The sequence below is a fragment of the Streptomyces sp. B21-083 genome, from assembly GCF_036898825.1.
Classification (GTDB): Bacteria; Actinomycetota; Actinomycetes; order Streptomycetales; family Streptomycetaceae; genus Streptomyces.
Genome location: NZ_JARUND010000004.1, coordinates 48,837 through 65,458, shown reverse-complemented (window position 1 = coordinate 65,458; position 16,622 = coordinate 48,837). Strand labels below are relative to the sequence as shown.

13 protein-coding genes and 2 pseudogenes are annotated in these 16,622 nt (G+C 68.9%); 1 reads left to right on the top strand and 14 read right to left on the bottom strand.

What is annotated here, in order from left to right; translation table 11 throughout:
* Window positions 1-37 precede the first annotated feature (37 nt).
* Complete coding sequence (locus QA861_RS46645; RefSeq protein WP_443041421.1) at window positions 38-1,573, bottom strand: ISL3 family transposase; 1,536 nt, start codon at window positions 1,571-1,573, stop codon at window positions 38-40.
* A gap of 196 nt (window positions 1,574-1,769) precedes the next feature.
* Here QA861_RS46645 and QA861_RS47360 point away from each other — a divergent pair.
* Window positions 1,770-3,058, top strand: a pseudogene (locus tag QA861_RS47360) (IS256 family transposase).
* 964 nt (window positions 3,059-4,022) lie between these two features.
* Here the strand turns inward: QA861_RS47360 and QA861_RS47355 are convergent.
* The 13 genes and pseudogenes from QA861_RS47355 to QA861_RS46570 all read right to left on the bottom strand — a co-directional run.
* Window positions 4,023-5,126, bottom strand: a pseudogene (locus QA861_RS47355) (DUF2637 domain-containing protein); the annotation flags it as partial.
* A gap of 167 nt (window positions 5,127-5,293) precedes the next feature.
* Window positions 5,294-8,653, bottom strand: coding sequence for a hypothetical protein (locus QA861_RS46625; protein ID WP_334595242.1), 3,360 nt, complete (start codon window positions 8,651-8,653; stop codon window positions 5,294-5,296).
* Complete coding sequence (locus QA861_RS46620; protein ID WP_334595241.1) at window positions 8,653-9,105, bottom strand: pilus assembly protein TadG-related protein; 453 nt, start codon at window positions 9,103-9,105, stop codon at window positions 8,653-8,655. The genes QA861_RS46625 and QA861_RS46620 overlap by 1 nt, the downstream gene beginning before the upstream one ends.
* Window positions 9,105-9,557 (bottom strand): TadE family protein, encoded by a 453-nt coding sequence (locus QA861_RS46615; protein WP_334595240.1) that lies wholly within the window; start codon window positions 9,555-9,557, stop codon window positions 9,105-9,107. Before QA861_RS46615 ends, QA861_RS46620 begins: the two co-directional genes overlap by 1 nt.
* 5 nt (window positions 9,558-9,562) lie before the next feature.
* Window positions 9,563-9,988, bottom strand: a complete 426-nt coding sequence (locus tag QA861_RS46610) for a TadE/TadG family type IV pilus assembly protein (protein WP_334595239.1) — start codon at window positions 9,986-9,988, stop codon at window positions 9,563-9,565.
* Window positions 9,988-10,203, bottom strand: a complete 216-nt coding sequence (locus QA861_RS46605) for a hypothetical protein (RefSeq protein WP_334595238.1) — start codon at window positions 10,201-10,203, stop codon at window positions 9,988-9,990. The genes QA861_RS46610 and QA861_RS46605 overlap by 1 nt, the downstream gene beginning before the upstream one ends.
* A 47-nt stretch (window positions 10,204-10,250) precedes the next feature.
* A complete protein-coding gene (locus tag QA861_RS46600) occupies window positions 10,251-11,135 on the bottom strand; it encodes a type II secretion system F family protein (protein ID WP_334595237.1) in 885 nt (294 codons plus the stop codon).
* Window positions 11,132-12,082: a type II secretion system F family protein gene (locus tag QA861_RS46595; protein ID WP_334595236.1), complete on the bottom strand. Its 951-nt coding sequence runs from the start codon at window positions 12,080-12,082 to the stop codon at window positions 11,132-11,134. The genes QA861_RS46600 and QA861_RS46595 overlap by 4 nt, the downstream gene beginning before the upstream one ends.
* Window positions 12,079-13,572 (bottom strand): TadA family conjugal transfer-associated ATPase, encoded by a 1,494-nt coding sequence (locus QA861_RS46590; RefSeq protein WP_443041704.1) that lies wholly within the window; start codon window positions 13,570-13,572, stop codon window positions 12,079-12,081. Before QA861_RS46590 ends, QA861_RS46595 begins: the two co-directional genes overlap by 4 nt.
* On the bottom strand, window positions 13,562-14,389 hold the full coding sequence (locus tag QA861_RS46585) for a CpaE/TadZ family protein (RefSeq protein ID WP_334595234.1): 828 nt from the start codon (window positions 14,387-14,389) through the stop codon (window positions 13,562-13,564). The genes QA861_RS46590 and QA861_RS46585 overlap by 11 nt, the downstream gene beginning before the upstream one ends.
* Window positions 14,389-15,096, bottom strand: a complete 708-nt coding sequence (locus QA861_RS46580; RefSeq protein ID WP_334595233.1) for an SAF domain-containing protein — start codon at window positions 15,094-15,096, stop codon at window positions 14,389-14,391. The genes QA861_RS46585 and QA861_RS46580 overlap by 1 nt, the downstream gene beginning before the upstream one ends.
* 21 nt (window positions 15,097-15,117) lie before the next feature.
* Window positions 15,118-16,008 carry an ATP/GTP-binding protein gene (locus QA861_RS46575; RefSeq protein ID WP_334595232.1) on the bottom strand — a complete coding sequence of 297 codons (891 nt, stop codon included), beginning with the start codon at window positions 16,006-16,008 and terminating at the stop codon, window positions 15,118-15,120.
* Complete coding sequence (locus tag QA861_RS46570) at window positions 15,954-16,562, bottom strand: hypothetical protein (RefSeq protein WP_334595231.1); 609 nt, start codon at window positions 16,560-16,562, stop codon at window positions 15,954-15,956. Before QA861_RS46570 ends, QA861_RS46575 begins: the two co-directional genes overlap by 55 nt.
* Between the last annotated feature and the right edge of the window lie 60 nt (window positions 16,563-16,622).

The following is a 16,622-nucleotide window of genomic DNA, read 5'->3' as shown; positions in this document are numbered from 1 at the left end:
GCTCTGTTCCGTAGTCGGTGGTGACAGTGCGTTCTCCTCATTGCAGGAGGATGCGGTGACGGAGGAGGTCGAATCCTGCTCGGCCGTGCATCTGCCGCATGATCTTCTTCGTGCTGGTGTTGACGCCCTCGGTCCGGCCGTTGTGGTGGGGCAGAGTGAGGCCGGCGTTCACGGCGGCGCGGTCGAGCTCGAGGCCGTTGCAGAAGCTGTGCAGGTGGGGCAGGCCAGCGGTGCGGACTGTGGCGATCCACTGGGTGAGCTTGTCGTCGTTGGCCTGGGCCGGGGTCAGGAACCCGGCGAACTCGCCGGTGAGTCGGGCGAGTTCGGTCATCTCCGGGCATGCCGCGGTGAGGAGGCCGAGCAGGTCGGTGTCCTTGGTCCACAGGTGCTCGGGGTGGGTGAGCAGGAGCCGGGCAACGCGGCGGGGGGTTGTCACGGGGCGGTCGCCTTCTGCGCGGCCCTGATTGAGGTAGCGGACCAGCAGGTTGGCACTGCCGGTATAGCCCAGTTCTCTGATCTCGTGCAGGAGGTGCGTGACGGGAACGGCCGGGTTGTCGGACCGGCGTCGGCGCAGGTGGTCGCGGTAGGGGTCGACGAGGGTGGGCCGGTAGCGGGGGGCGATGCGATCCGCGGGTGGTTCAGGGATGCGGGTGTAGCGCTTGACGGTGTTCAGGGCGAGGTTCAGTCTGCGGGAGCAGTCGAGCAGGCCGACGCCGGAGTCGATGAGGGCGTGGACTTTGTGCCAGCGCTCGCGGGTGGTCTGCTCGCGGACGCCGCCGGGCCGGGGCGCGTTGACGGTGGCCCAGCAGGGGGCGTGGGCGCGGACCTCGGCCAGAACTTTGTCGCACAGGTTCCGCCACAGATGCCAGCGGTCGCTGACCTGCACCGCGTCGGGCAGAGCCCGGCGGATCGCCTCGGCGTAGGTGGCCGAGCCATCCCGGCACACGACTTCGATCCCTTTCTGCCCGCGCAGCCACGCCTCCAATGTGGCGGCCTCGCGGTCGGGCAGGACATCGACGCGTTCCCCGGTCTCGGCATCGATGATGATCGTGGCGTAGCGGTGACGGCGGCGCAGGGCGAAGTCATCGACACCGATCACCCTCGGGATCCGCAGCGTCGGCGGGGGGATTCCCCGCAGCACTCGCAGGGCGGTGGCGAACGATACGGGCACGCTCAGTAACCGGGTGAGCCGGGCAGCCGCCCGGCCACATAACTCTTTAACCACGCTCGAGACCTGGCTGGTCAGACGCGTGGTGCGGCGCTGCAGTCGCTCGATCAGCCCAGGGACTTGCTCGCGGAAGGTCTGCCGCCGACAGCCCAGGACCGGGCAGACCAGGCGTCGTACCCGGACGTTGACCACGACCCGGCGGCCATCGACCGGCACATCCGCAACGGTCCGGACGTGGTATCCGTGCACCTTCCCCGTCGGGACCCCGCACATCGGGCAGGGACAGGGCACATCCCGGGTCCGCGCCAGGACCCGGATCATCTCGCCGTCGCCCACCACATCCTCGATGACCAGCGCCGAAAGCCCTGAAAACACCGTTAGCACAAGGGAGTTGATATCTCGCATACAACGTCAACGACGCCCGTCACCAGCCGTCACCACCGACTACGGAACAGAGCCATGAATTAGGTGGGAACTTCACCTGAAGGGACACCTGATGAGCATCCAGAAGACTCACTCTCTCGAGACGGTGGGCGGCGTGTCGCTTGCGGTCGGGGAGTCGGACGCAGACGGTGCGAGCGTGACGAGGACGACGGAGAGTGTGGACGGGCTGGGCCTGGACCTGCTGGACGCGCTGACGCTGCTGGCCCAGGACAAGGTCCGCGGCGGCGGACTGCGGCTGGTGGGCGAGGGCGGGCTGCTGCCCGCGATCACGCAGCACCTGATGCAGGCCGCGCTGGAAGCCGAGCTGGAGGAACACCTGGCCGACGAGGCCGGGCGGACCGGCGGGCGGGGCTCGCGGTCCGGGGGCAATGGCCGTAACGGGTACCGCGCGAAGAAGGTGATGAGCGAGGTCGGGCCGATCATGCTGCAGGTTCCCCGGGACCGGCTGGGCACCTTCCGCCCGAGGATCCTGCCGAAACACGCGCGGCGGACCGGCGCCCTGGACGAGATGGTCCTCTCGCTCACCGCCCGCGGCATGACCTCGGGTGAGATCGTCGCGCACCTGGAGGAGGTCTACGGGATGAAGACCTCCAAGGAGACGATCTCCACGATCACCGACAAGGCCCTGGACTCGATGAACGAGTGGCGCACCCGCCCCCTCGACGCGGTCTACCCGGTCGTCTTCATCGACGCCATCCACGTCAAGATCCGTGACGGGCAGGTCGCCAACCGGCCGATCTACGTGGCCATCGCGGTCACCGCCGACGGCTACCGCGAGATTCTCGGACTGTGGGCCGGCGACGGCGGCGAAGGCGCCAAGTACTGGCAGCAAGTCCTCACCGACCTGCGCAATCGCGGGGTTAAAGACGTCCTCATGCTGGTCTGCGACGGCCTGTCTGCCCTGCCCGACGCCGTGAACAACGTGTGGCCCCGGACCGTCGTGCAACGCTGCGTCGTTCACCTGATCCGGCAGAGCCTGCGCTACGCCTCCCGCCGGGACTGGCCCGAGGTCGCCGCCGACCTCAAGCCCGTCTACACGCCGTCAACGAGGCCCAGGCCCGCGAGCGGCTCGACGAATTCGACGCCAAGTGGGGCCACAAGTACGGCAGTATCGCCACCGTCTGGCAGCGCGCCTGGAGCGAGTTCGTCCCGTTCCTGGCCTTCCCCGACTCCATCCGCGAGGTCGTCTACACGACCAACAGCATCGAGTCCCTCAACGCCCGCTACCGCAGAGCTGCCACCGCCTGCGGATATTTCCCCAACGAACAGGCAGCGCTCAAGAGGATCTACCTGGCCACCCTCGCCCTCGACCCCTCCGGCCGCGGACGCAAACGCTGGAACAACAAGTGGAAGGCCGCCCTCAACGAGTTCGACCAGCTCTTCGACGGCCGCCTTACCGCCGGACGGGTACAGGCCGAACAGCCCAACAAAAAGCCACTAGGCTAAAGGGCCTAAAAACATCTAAATCATGATAGATCCCCCGGGGATATATGAAGGTGGCCTGCCAGTGGGACAACCCGACTGCTCCCATAGGCGGTTCGACCTTTTCTCCGCGTTGCCAGCGCGTGGTCCGCTGCATCTCGACGGAGACTGTCCGCGACACTCTGAACGCGAGCCGGGTCCGCCTGACACGGTGCAGGACGGGCGGGGCGGGGTGTTCCCCGAGGGCGGGCCGGGGTGAGGTGTCGTCGGCGGCTTCCTGACCTTCCGTGCGTCGGCCGGGCGGTATGCAAGCGGCTGTGCTGGGGGCGGGTTTCCGTATTTCTCGTGGGAAGCGGTTATGCGGCGGGCACGGCGAGAACGTCCGCTATGGCATTGATGGCGGAGTGTGGTCGTGGGCGAGGGTGTGCCAGCGGCGTTCGAAGTCTGTGGCGTGTCGGGTGATGTGGTGGGGGGTGATGGGTTTGTTGTACTGGGCGGTGATTCCGTGTTCTGTGCAGTCCCGTGCCACGGCTTCGGGTGTGGGGGTGTGGGCGTGTTTTCGGTGGTTGGCCCATGTGCGGTAGATGCGGAAGGCGACGTAGTAGCGGCGCAGGGTGGAGGGGCTGACGGGCGTGCCACTGGGGATGTTGATGCTTTTGTTGGCGAGGAAGGCGGATAGTTGTTCGCCGGTGGGTTCGTTGCCGTTGTGCTCGAGGTATTCCGTCCACGCGAGGTAGTAGCGGTCGACGGTGGTCAGGGTTTGTCCTGCGGCTGCTTTTTGTGCGGGTGCCGGCCGATCTCTGGCGGTGTCTGTTTTCAGTCTTTTGCCGTGTAGTGCGGTATGCGTTGGAGTGCGGGCGGGTTCTGGTGGGGAGTGGGTCTGGTGGGGGAACGCCTTCGAGGGCGCTTCGGTGCTGGGGGCGTCGCCGTCCTTCGCGGTCGGCGTCTCGGTGTCGGCGGACGTGTGTTTCCGGGAGTCCGCGGTGATCTCATCGGGCTCCGCAACTGACGTGCCGCCGCCTTCGCCGAGCTGACGGGTACGGTTCGGGCCGGACGTGGTGGGACGGGTGCCGGTGTCCTCCGCGTTGAGTGCCCCCTGCACGTCGTAGGTGTGCTGTTCTTCGTACGGTTCGGACGCCGGCTGTCGGTACGTCCCTTCCCGCACCGCGTGCTGCTGTCGCTGGTATGTCTGGGGCTGCCCGGCCCCGTACTGGGCCCACATCTGTTCCTGGCCGGGATCAGATGTGGGGTCGTACCCGTCCGGGTACACGATGTCCTGGGGCGATGCGTCCGCGGCGAACCACGGGTTGTTGTCCTGCGGGACTTCCTGCATCCGTGCCGGTGTTTGTGCCTGCGGTTGATTGGACTCGCCCGTGAGATGCTGCTCGACCGGTGGCGCGGCAGCGTTCGGGGCGGGAGCCGGTGCCGGGGGCACAGGTGCTGCGTCGATGCCCGCGGCTGCGAGGCCCGAGGGGGCTGTCTCCGCGAGGGGGACGCCGTAGCGGGCGAGGCGCAGGGGCATCAGGGACTCGACCGGGGCCTTGCGCCGCCAGGCCCGGCCGAAGCGGGCGTGCAGGCGGGCCTGGTAGACGAGACGTTCCTGCTCCAGTTTGATGACCTGCTCGTAGGAGCGCAGCTCCCACAGCTTCATCCGGCGCCAGAGGAGGAACGTGGGGAGGGGGGACAGGAGCCAGCGGGTGAGGCGGACGCCTTCCATGTGCTTGTCGGCGGTGATGTCCGCCATCCGGCCGATCGCGTGCCGGGCCGCCTCCACGGAGACCACGAACAGGATGGGGATGACGGCGTGCATGCCCACGCCCAGCGGGTCGGGCCAGGCTGCCGCGCCGTTGAACGCGATCGTCGCCATGGTCAGCAGCCACGCCGTCTGGCGCAGCAGCGGGAACGGGATCCGGATCCAGGTGAGGAGGAGGTCCAGGGCGAGCAGGACGCAGATACCCGCGTCGATGCCGATCGGGAAGACGTAGCTGAAGTTCCCGAAGCCCTTCTTGAGGGCCAGTTCACGGACGGCGGCGTACGAACCCGCGAAGCCGATCCCGGCGATGACCACCGCACCGGCGACGACCACGCCGATGAGAACCCGGTGCGCGGTAGGGACGAGTTCCGCCGTGGCTCCGGCTGGGGGCGCGGGCGGAAGCGGTCCGGATCCGGATCCGGGGGCGGGATGTGGTGGGAGCGGCCCGCTCGGTCTGGACGGCCGGTGGGGTTTCGGTGCGGTGTCCTTCGTGAGCTCGGTGGCGCTCATGTGTTCTCACCTGGTGGGGGAGGAGCTGATCCGAGGAGCTGGTTGATGAGGTGCTCGGTCGTCGTCTCCAGGGAGCAGTCCAGGGACCGGTTGATGTGTTGGACCCGCGTGATGGCGGTATGCAGACCTTGCCGGTTTCCGGCCGCGTGCTCGATCCGCATCCAGTCCCGGTACAGCAGCTCCGCTGTGTCATCGACGTCGAGACCGGTCGCGACGGCCCGCCGCGCCGCGCTGAGGTCGTGGTGCGCTCCCGCAGGAGTGCGGTAGGTGGCCACCGTGTGCGTCACGTCGATGGTCCGCGTGACCATCTCCTGTCGGAGAGGCTCGGCCCACGCCAGGGGCTTGCCCCCGAACGGCTTGCCCCGCACCAGGGTGAGCGCCTTCTCCAAGTCGGGCAGACCGGCCGGTCCGTGGGGCAGCGCGCGTTCGACGAGGCGCAGGAAACGGGTCCAGTCGCAGCGCACACCAGGGGAGAGCCGGTAGGGGTCCTCACCGGAGCTGCGGCGCGGCACGTAGGGATTGCCGGCGGGGTCGCTGCCCAGGGAACGGCGCAGGCCCTGCAGCCGGGCGTTGAGGGTGCTCGTCGACCAGGGGCTGGTGGGATCCATGTCGAAGCACAGGGCATCCGCGCTTCGCCCGGCCCGGAAGAACAACAGCGCAGCGAGTTGCGCCATCCGGGGGCCGTGGCCGGTGTTGTCCACGCCGTCCACCTGGACGCGGCCCAGAACTCGGATCTCCGGGGCGTGCAGGTCATGAGTCCCGTCCGCGTCTGCCTCGGGCTCCGGACCGTCTTCGACGGCAGGCTCGCCGGCGGCGTGTTCGTCTTCCCGCCCCTGTGAGGCCGGCGCCGGAGGGGCATCGGTGACCGGCCCGGGGTTCTGCGCGGCCTGAAAGGACGGAACGGTGGCGGGCAGCAGACGCAGATCGGATAGATCGATGGCGGCGGCAAGCAGGGCGGGGAAGGCCTTGCCGCCCGTATCCGCGGCCGGCGAAGACATCGTGTCCGTACCGGCCGCGGGTGCGGCGGATTCCTCAGGCTCGGGATGCTGCACCCGGCCGGGCTCGTCCGGGACGTTCTCCCACGGGCCATCCGCCGGGTGTGCCGGCTGGGAGGACACCATCAGCGCGGTGGTGATCTGAAGGTATGAGGCGTGGTCCAGGCGCTGCACCGTGATGTCGGTGCCGGCCGAGTCGAGATGCTGAGGGTCGCTGACGGAGGCGTTGAGGATCTCCGCCTCCGGGAAGTGCGCGGCGGCCGTGCTTGCCGGGGCGATGAGGGTGACGGGGACGACTCCGGCCTTGTCGATGACATCGGCGAATTCCCAGGCGATATCTGGGTCCAGCGACGATGCGCACAGCAGCAGGTAGGGCTGATGACGGGTCTCGGGCAGTTGGTGAGCTTCCAGCAGCCGTTGGCTCAAGTCGCGCAGCGCGTGCCGGGCCTGCCGCATGTGGGCGATCCGTGCAGTGGGCAGGAGGTGCGGCAGGTCCTCACCGAACCCCACTGCCACGACCTCGACTTCGCCTGCCCAGGGGCTCATCCCGAGCTCCAGGGCGAGCGACGTGCACACCTCGGTGATGTGGAGCGGATTGCCGTCCAGCAGAAGGGCGGGTACCCGGGCAAGGTTGAGCAGCAGAAGGTCACCCCCATCGGTGCTGCCCACCGTGACCAGCCCGGGGTACGGCGCCGTAACGTCGCGGGCGGCCTCTTCGTCCAACAGGGCTGCGTCGGCGGCCAGGACCCACCAGCCGGCCTTCCCGGCGACGAAGGGCGCCTGCGGCTCCTGGGCCAGGTCCTCGGGCAGCACCTCCAGCGTGCGGGCACCGATCTGTGCGGCCCGGATCCCCGGCAGGACCGGGGCGTTCTCCTGTTGAACAGCCTGGTGGGCCATCGTCCGCAGGGCCACATCCAGGCGGGTGGCGGCGCCCGGGTCCGCGGCCGTCGCCAACTGCGCCTCGGCCGGGGAGGTCTCCGCCGCGATGGCGATCTTCTCGCCCGGCTTGCGGCGGCGGCGCTGCAGCATCCGGCGGACAGCGAGAGCACCGGTGATGGCGGCGGCCAGCAGCGCACCCGCACCCGCCACCGTCTTCAGGGACAGCGGGCCGTCTGCCGTGGCTGACGCTGGCGCCGATGGTGATGCGGCAGAAGCGGAGGCGCTGTTGTGCTGCGGCGCTGCGGGAGAATCCGGGGGCTGTTCGGCTGGCCGGCTGCTCGGCGTGCTGGGAGCCGACGGCAAAGGCCCGGGCGCGATGCTCTGGCCCGGCGGCTGCGCATCCCCCGAGCTGTTGTCCGGCGTCTGCTCGCCACCGGGTGTCTGGGAAGCCGGGGGATCGGTCTCTTGGCCACCCGCCTTGTCGCCGCCATGGCTGTCCTGCGGCGAAGTGGGTCGATCAGTCTGGGAACCGGGCATGGTGACCTGCTGCCCGGTGAAAATCATGTCCGGGTCGGTGATCTCCGGCAGACCGTGCGGCTGCGGTTTGCCCTTACTGGCCTCGAACAGCTTGGGCCACTCGTTGCCGTCACCGAGTTCCTTCTCCGCGATCTTTGACAGGTAGTCGCCTGAGTGCACCCTGACGACGTGCTGGCCCTTCTCGGACGCGGCGGGGGTACTCTCTGCCAGCTGCGTATGGACACCTCCGTCCGGGATGCCGCTCTCGGGCATCTGCAACTGCCAGCCCGGCTGGAGAAAGCTGTTGGCGCGGAAGACCTGGCCGTCGGGCATGACGCGGCCCTCGTTCAGAGAGGCGATCTCCTGCCACTGCTCGCCGTCGCCCAGCTCTCGCTCGGCGATGCCCCACAGGCTTTCAGCGGGGCGTGTCTCGCGCACCGTGTACGACGCGCGGGAGCCTGTGGTGCTCATGGCGGACGTGGACGTCGGGGCCGGTTGGGTCTCGGCTGATTGCGAGGGCTGGGCCTGTCCGGGAATGGAGGCCGCCGAGGTGGCCGGGGCGGCCTGGGCATCGGAGGCCAGAGCTGAACTCGTGGGCAGCAGCACCAGGATGCTGCCGATCAGGAGAGCCGCAGCGCGCTGGGAGGAGCCCATCCCTCGCGGGACATGCCAGGTCCGGCCCCGCAACTGCGCGATCAGCTCGCGTACGGCGCAGAACGCGAACTGCGCCCACCCGATCCAGCCCACCGCGAGGAGCAGCAGCAAAAACGCTCCACCGGTGTCCTGCCGGTCCAGCAGGTGAGCGAGATCGTCGCTGCTGGCCGACCAGATGACCGGGGTGACCCAGGCGAGCAGTATCGGCAGCCCGGCGACCGCGGCGGCCAGGGCCAGCAGGCTCACGAGCGCTTTGACGAGGCGGCCCAGGGCGCGGCCGGACGCTGCAGCGGGGGAGGGGGTGGTGCGCATCAGTTTCCTTCGGGAGCGGTGACGCCATGGAGGAGAATGGCCTTGCCATGGCCGGTCACCGACAACGAGCCGATCCCAACGACCGACAAGAACTTGGTGTCGTACGAGCCGGTGACGTTCACGGTGAGGGTCTTCCCGCCGCCGGACACGCTGACCGTGCCGGTGGCGCCGACGGAGCGCAAGTAGGCCTGAGCGGCGGCCTGGGCGTCCTGCGGATCCACGACGATCGCATTGCCGCTGATCGCCTCGGCAGGGTCGATAGCCTGTCCGCCCGCCCGGGCGGCTTCACCGGCGATGTAGTCGGCGCGTTCGGTGGCGCGCATCTTGCTGCCGCCGTCGACGGCGATGCCGATGATGCCGATCAGACCGATGACGCACACGGCGACGAACACGGTGACACCTCCCCGGTCATCGCACTGAGCCCGGCTCAGCCTCATCTGGCGAAAGATCATCAGTCACCTCGCTGCCGGTACTGATCCACCACCGAGACGGCCGTCGACGTGAGCGTCCGGGACCCCGGCACACCCGGCAGCAGCAAGTCTGAAAGGTTGACCGTGCAGTTCACGGTCACGGTCACGGTGCCGACTTGGCCCACCGGCACGCTGAGACCGCCCGTGTCGATGGTGACGCTGGTCGAGGCGCACTTGATGCCCTGGTCGTTGAGGGACTCGGCGGCCGCCGCCTGCGCGCCGCCCTGGGCGGCACTCGCGGTGCGGTGAATGGACGCCTCCCTGGCAGCGTCCTCGGCTGCTGCGTCGATCTTCGACCCGGAGGTGACGAGGCGTCCGCCGGCGATCGCCAGACACAGGAACATGATCAGCGATGGTAGGACGATGGCCGCCTCGATCGCGGCACTCCCTTCATCACTGCGCCCTCTGCGCGCCCAACGGGCTCTGTATCGCATGTGGTTCACCCTCCCGGCACCGTCCAGCGCTCCACCGGTCCGGACGCCGACTGAGTGACCTGCAGGCCACCGACACCCGGGATCATCGACAGGGACGTGCCGGAAACCTGCACCCGCACCCGCTGCCCGTCGCTGCCGGCAGTGACGCTGTAGCCGCGCAGGCTGTCACCCGCGACACGTCCCAGCACGTCCCGTGCCCGGGCCGCACCGGTGGCCGGGCTCGACTCGTAGGCACGGGCTGCGGTGAGGCCCTCGCGGGCAGCGGTCAAAGCGATCTGCCGTGCGTAGTACCACATGGAGGCCTGGATGACGGCCACCGTGGCGAGCAGGACGAACGGGAAGACGATCGCCATCTGGATGGAGGTGTCGCCGCGGTCGTCGTGCCATCTTCGCCCCTCCCACCAGTTCTTCAGCCGCTCGGGACGGGACATCACAGTCCGTTGAGCTGGCCGTTGTACTTGGCGATCACGACAGCGATGGTTCCGGCGATCAGGACGGCGCCGGTGACGGCAGCCACCCAGATGATGACGGTGGTGGTGCTGATGTCGCCGCGGTCCGGACGGCTCCTGGCCTCCTCCAGGCTCTCCTGCAGACGTGTGGTCAGCCAGTGCACTGCACGGTAGGTGCGGGCTGCGGTGTGGTTCATAATCTGGGCTCCTTGCGCCTTCAGAGATTCAGCGAATCGGTATGGTCTTAGACGGTGAGCATGCGGATGACCGCGGGGAAAGCCATCAGCAGCATCACCAGCACGGCCAACAGGGCGCCGGGGGCGGTCATCTTCTCGCTGGCGGCGTTCGCCTCCGCGGCCTGACCGGCCAGCAGCTCCGCGTTGAGCGCGGCGGTACGGGCGCGCAGTGCCTTGTAGACGGCGGCGCCGTCGGTGGCCGAGCCGCGCATGATGTCGGCGACGTCGTCCAGGACGGGCAGGTCGTACTCGGCGGCGAGCTCATTGAGTGCCTGGTAGGGCGGGATCTTCTCCATCCGGGCCCGGCGCAGGGCGCCTTGCAGGTAGAGGAAGGGCCAGCCCTGGCCGACCTCGGCGGCTTTCTCCAGCGCCTCGGCTGGGCCGGCGTCGGCGGCCCGCTTGAGTGCGACCAGGTCGAGGTAGGCGGACAGGGCGTGTGCGAACTCCTCCCGCGCCCGCTTGGCCTGGTCCCGCACCGCGAGATCCGGTGTGATGAACAACAGGCCGGCGATGAGGAGTCCGACGCCGGCGGGCAGGTAGAACGGCAGGGAGACGCCCGCGATGATCCATGGAATCGTTGCGATCACCGGGCAGAGCAGGCCAAGACCGGCGAGCGCGGTCTTCTTCAGCATGAACTGGCCCGGCTGCTGTCCGAGCACGGCCAGGTTGATGGTGGGGATCCGCACGCCGGGCAGGCGCTCGAGGCGGGCCAGCAGCCACCGTCCCCACGCCTCCTCACGGTCCAGCTCCGGTTCGGGGAGCGCCAAGGCGGCCGGAGCGCTGCGCGCGAGGGCCGGTCCCAACGCGGGCTGCGGACGCAGGAGTTCCCGCACCAGCAAGGCGAGACCGGCGCCTACCGTGCCGCCGGTCAGGACGACGGGAAGCAGGTTCACGAGGGGATTCCTTCCGGCTCACGGCCGGTGACCGGCACGTCCGCCTCCGCTGCGGGGGCGGGCAGACGGACGGTGCTGGCCGGGTCGGTGATCAAAAAGCGCGGGATACGGCGGAAGTTGCCCAGCTGCCGCATCAGGGCGAGCACCCCGATGAAGCCGGCCGTCAGGAAGGCGAGCACCAGCTGTCCGAGCAGCGTCGCGTAGGGCTTCGTGTAGGACGGCACGAAGAACCCGGCGACCACGATGCCCACGGTCATGACGGTCATCCACCGCACGGTGGTGCGCGGCTTCGCCCGGTCCGCCTCGATCGACCGCTTGCGCGCGACTTCGTCGCGGACCGTGCCCGCCAGATCCTCCAGCGCCTGGGCCAGGCCCGGCCCGCGGTCGTTGACCGACAAAGTGAGCGCGGCCACCACCTTGTCCGCGGTGACGTCGTCCAGTTCTTCGGCGAAAGCGCGGAGCGCCCCTTCCGGCCGCCAGCCCAGCCGCAGCCGGTCGGACAGGGTGACGATCTGCGGGGCGAGTTCCTCCGGTGCACCCTGACGGCTGGTGATCATCGCCTGTTCCAGGCCCATGCCCAGCCGCAGCAGACCGGCCAGCCGCTGGGTCCACTCACTCAAGGCTTCCAGCTGACCGATGCGGTCCTGCGCCATCCGCGCGGGGGTGATCAGCCAGGGCACCCCGATCACGGCCGCCCCGATCAGTACGCCTCCGACGAAATTGCCCGAGACCAGCCATACGGCCACGAACACCACGACCGCCACAGCCGCGAGGGTCCGCCGGCGCAGCCGGACATCCTCGCTCTGCTCCGTCCTGGTGCGCAGGGCCTGCCAGCGCTGTCGCAGCGGCGCCCGGCGCGGCGCCGTCGTACCCACGAGACCCGCAACAACGCCGATCAGTCCGCCGATTGCTGCCATGCCGCTCAGCAGCCCCAACAGTAGGATCATCGGCTGACCCCCACCATCAGCGGCAGCGGCTCCTGCCAGGCCCCGTAGGGATGCTGCAGCAGGGAGGAGTCGAAGCCGACGCGGCGCAGGTCGTCGATGCAGCCCGGGTCCATCCGAGGTACCGCCCGCAGGTCCCCGAACTCGGCTCCGGGGGAGAAGATCGTGTTCGTGGCCGGGCGGCCGTTCTCGCCGATCCCGGTCAGTTCCAGGATGTGGGAGACATAGCGGTGGCGTCGGCCGCCGATCTGCGTCTCGTCCGTCATGTCGACGTACACGATGAAGTCGAGGCCGTTGGCGGTCTGCCGGTAGGCGAGCTGCTCGGACAGGTTGTCCTGGGCGAGCGCGTACAGCTCGGCGATCCGGTCGAAGATGATGTCGGGGCGACGCGCGTGGATCGTGCACAGGTTGCCGCCCGACCCGTTCGTCAGCGCCTGCATCATGGCGACGACTTCGGGGCCGCGGACCTCGCCGACCACGATCCGCTCCAGCGACATCCGCAACGCGGGATGCATCAGGTCCAGGAGCGTGACCTCGCCGGCGCTGCGGCCGGTGACGTCCTTCTCGCCGTTGGACTCGCGGCCCACCAGGGAGACAACCTGCCGGTGGTAGCCGTTGGCGTGGGCGAAGAGTTCGTCCTCGGTCTGGATGGTGGCGAACCGGCACTCCGGGTCGAACTCCTTGAGCATCGCCCGCAGCAGGGTGGTCTTCCCGGCCTTCTGCTTCCCCGCGATCATGATGTTCTTCTCTGCGCGCACGCACGCGCCGAGGAACTGCCGCAGGATCGGGTCGATCGTGCCCAGGCGTACGAGGTCGTCGAGATTGGCGTGGGAGACCCGGTGACGGCGGATGACCGCGTAGGTCATCGGGCCCAGCCCGGTGATGGCCTGGAGACGCGAGCCGTCCTGGAGGGACAGGGCGAGGGTGGGATTCGCGGTGGAGATGGTGCGTTCGTTGTGCCCGGAACCCCGGGCCAACTCCCGCAGCAGCTCCAGCAGTTCTTCCTCCGAGTCCGCGATCGGCCCGACCATGCGGCGTTCGCCGTCGCCGTAGTCGAGCCACACCTCGTGCGGGCCCTGGATGATGATGTCCTCGACCCGCTCGTCGTCCAGGTACGGCTGGAGCCGCCCGGCCCGAAAAAGCTGGTCATGGACGGCACGCCGCAGTGCACTGTCTTCCTGGGGCGTCATTGCCGCTGCGTCCGACCAGACCGCGACCGCCTCGTTGATCCATTCCAGGCAGCGCTGCTCCTCGCTGGCCCGGTCCATGCCGGGCGTCGACTTCAGCAGTTCTTCGCGGCTCTTGGCGACCTGTCCGGCGATGTGCCGGGCGACCTTGTAGTCGACGGTGACCTGAGGCGCAGTATGGCCGAGCACTCGCGTACCCGAGGCGGCACCGGCGGCCGTCCCGTTTGCCGGGCGAGGCCGGGCAGGCTGAGGGTGGCCGGGCGAAGGGGCCACGGTGGGATCGGGGTGCAAAGGCTTACCGCGCACGAGTCACCTCCCCGCCTGCGGTGAACGCGCTGCGCGGATCGAGGCGGGCGCGGCGTAGAGCGGCCCGCTGAACCAGCAGGGTGCTGGCCGTGCGGGCGGCTTTCATGAGCGGCGACTTCGTGAAGTGGCGCGGCTGTTCGGCGCCGTCGGACAGCACGAAGGCGTCCTTCGGCGCGTACGGCAGGGTGGCCAGCACCGGTACCTGCAGAACGCGCTGGATCTCGCCCGCGGGATACGGCCCCTCGTTGATCATCAGCACGCTGACGTCGCCGACCTGCTCTTCCAGTGTGCGCACCCGGGCCTCGGCTGCCTGCAGGCAGCGCAGGGTGTTGCGGACCACGACGACCACCGCGTCGGCCTGCTCGGCCAGGACGCCGGACGGCCCGTTCGCCCCGCGGCGGCCGAGGTCGATCAGGACGTCATGGCCGCTCTGGGCGTCGATGCCGCGAAACATCTGCGCCAGGATCTTCCAGACCGAGCCCAGGCTCGCCGCCTGCGCGGGATCGGTGATGCCGGGCAGCAGCAGCCGGTCGCGCAGTGATTCCTTCTTGCCGTCCTCGCCGCTCAGATGGATCAGCTGGCGCCAGAAGGCGTCGCTGAACTCGCCCTTGCGGGCGGCGACGGAGAGGTTGCGCAGCCCGTACCGGTCGCCGAGAGTGCCCTGCAGCAGACCGTGCAATACGGCCCCGCCGTCCGGGTCGCACTCGGCAAGGATCATCCGCCGGCCCGGTTCCAGCGGCCACGACAGCAGCAGGGCGAGAGCGCTCGTCGTCACGCCGGGCGCGCCACTGCAGCCTGCCAACGCGATCACGGCCATCAGCTGCCGTCCGCAGCGGTGAGGACCAGGCGCAGAGTGCCGGACGCCACCCATGCGGCAGCGGTGGGTCCGTCCTGCGCGCTGGTGGCGACGTCGACTACCACGATCCCGGTGCCGGGGGCGGCGCCGGATGCCTTCACGACCCGTCCGTCGATGGTTGCCGGCCGGGCAGCGGACGTTGTGCCGGTGTCCGCCGCCCCCTGGGCCGGAACGTGGACCAGCTGTACCTTCTGGCCCGGCACCAGGGCGGTGGCCGGGATCTGCTTGGGCTCAAGCCCGATCGGCACCAGTTGCTCTCCGGCCTTTACCAGGGAATCCTTCGTCACCTGTGACGGGGTGAGGAGGGAACCGGGCTTGAGCTCCACGGCGGCCTGCTTGCCCACCACCGAGTCCAGGTCATCGCCGCGTACCGTCTTCACGGCCGGGTCCAGGGCGATGCTCGCGGTGCCCAGGTCGTCTTCGGTCACGACCTGGCCGACCTGGACGTCACGGACCACCGTTACCACCTCGGTGCGGTTGCCGACCTGCAGCAGCAGGACGGCAACCCCGGCCCCGCCGGCAGCGATCAGCGCCAGCGACAGGGCGATGACCCCTGGTCGGCGACGACGGGCCGACACCCGCGGGGGAGTAACAGGCTCGGCGACACGTCCCTGGTGGGGCACGCCGTTCGAGCTGACTGCGTCTACACGTTCTTGGGTCTTGCTCAACGTTCTGTCCTTCCGGCAGCGTTACCTGACGACCTGCAGCTCGCCGATCGCCACCTGCGCGTTGGTTTGCCGGATCTCGGTGAGCTGGCCGGCGGCTCCGCCGCCCTGCCAGTCGATCGTCCATGTCGAGGTCGCCGTGACCGGGAACTTGCCGCCCTGGGCACCGGCTGACGTCTTGGAATACACGTGTCCGCAGGTGGGTGACTGGGCCATGCCCGCAGAAGCCTGGTAGGGCGTGCCTGGGCCATTGCACGTCACGGAGTCGCCGTCACCCATCTGCCACACGACCTTCGACACCTTCGCGGTCGCGGTGACCGTCACCCCGCCCGCCGAGGCCGACGCAGTGTTCGGCCCGTAGGTCGTGGCGCTCTGATTGACCCACATCCACATCGGCACACCCACGATGTACTTCCCGGCCGCCTTCGGGCTGGCAATATCCGGGCCGAGCAGCGTCATGGCATCGACCGCGCGCTGCGCCAACTCCTGGGGGTCCACCTGCGGCACAGGAGGCTGACCGGTCGGCACGACGATGAAGCCGTCCGGGTTGTCCTGCCCGCCGTCCGAGCACGACCTGAAATACAAGTCGTACTTCTCGGGGTCTTTGCCTTTCCAGGCCGGGTGCTCGGCCGGCGGCTTCGGCTCAATCTTGGTGTAACCACAGTTCAGATCGCTGTCGCTGCCGCCCTGCGAGCCGCCTGCCTGCCCGCCACTCCCATCGGTCTCGTCACCGACTCCGACGCCGACGCAGAACTCGACGACCTGACACTCACCGACGTCGACGTCGGGATCATCGCCGGCGTGCGCGATGCCGGCCGTGGCCAGGACCAGGGCGCCCGTGAGTGTGCTGAGACGCCGGGTCAGCAGGCTTGATCTTGAGCGGTCAACTCGGTGACCATCCACTTCGTCCCCCACTTTTCAAGAGATGCGGTGCTGACGTATTTGATGAGCCGCTCCGACGGCAGCCGGACCTTCTTCTTCGTGGCCTTGTCGATCAGCGTCCAGTTCGTGGTGTCCACACAGTCCGCGACCGTGGCCTTGGGGATCTCCGACCTGGTCACGTTGACGACCTTCGGGTGGATCACCGGCCTACCGGTTGTCACCTGCCCGGCCTTCTTCATGGCCGACAAGTTGCGCTCGATGTCTGCCAGGGCCTTGAAAGTCGTGTACTTCTTCACGTCGGTGCCCACGGAAGAAGCCTTCTGGTAGGCCTCGGTTTTTGCGTCCCAGGAGCTGGTGTACGCCGCGATGACAGCGGCGTCCTCGGCCTCGGCGGTGGAACTGGGAGACGCAGGGCCAGCCGTTTCAGTAGGACTGGTCTGAGGCGGTGACGCGTCCGCGTCGCTGCCGCTGTCGCTACAACCGGCGAGTGCCACCAGACTGCCTGCCAGAAGCAGCGCAGAGGCGTACGTCCGGGTGCGAGTAGGGGCGATCCTGATCCGTGAAGAGCGTGGATATGTTGCGGTCATGTTGGCTCCCCATGCGACGCGGTTCGGTGAGACCGCTGCCCCGGCCCTCCGACATACGAC

Coding starts and splice junctions, on each gene's coding strand:
- QA861_RS46645 (WP_443041421.1), bottom strand. CDS start 1,573: ATGCGAGATATCAACTCCCTTGTGCTAACGGTGTTTTCAGGGCTTTCG.
- QA861_RS46625 (WP_334595242.1), bottom strand. CDS start 8,653: ATGCGCACCACCCCCTCCCCCGCTGCAGCGTCCGGCCGCGCCCTGGGC.
- QA861_RS46620 (WP_334595241.1), bottom strand. CDS start 9,105: ATGATCTTTCGCCAGATGAGGCTGAGCCGGGCTCAGTGCGATGACCGG.
- QA861_RS46615 (WP_334595240.1), bottom strand. CDS start 9,557: ATGCGATACAGAGCCCGTTGGGCGCGCAGAGGGCGCAGTGATGAAGGG.
- QA861_RS46610 (WP_334595239.1), bottom strand. CDS start 9,988: ATGTCCCGTCCCGAGCGGCTGAAGAACTGGTGGGAGGGGCGAAGATGG.
- QA861_RS46605 (WP_334595238.1), bottom strand. CDS start 10,203: ATGAACCACACCGCAGCCCGCACCTACCGTGCAGTGCACTGGCTGACC.
- QA861_RS46595 (WP_334595236.1), bottom strand. CDS start 12,082: ATGATCCTACTGTTGGGGCTGCTGAGCGGCATGGCAGCAATCGGCGGA.
- QA861_RS46585 (WP_334595234.1), bottom strand. CDS start 14,389: ATGGCCGTGATCGCGTTGGCAGGCTGCAGTGGCGCGCCCGGCGTGACG.
- QA861_RS46570 (WP_334595231.1), bottom strand. CDS start 16,562: ATGACCGCAACATATCCACGCTCTTCACGGATCAGGATCGCCCCTACT.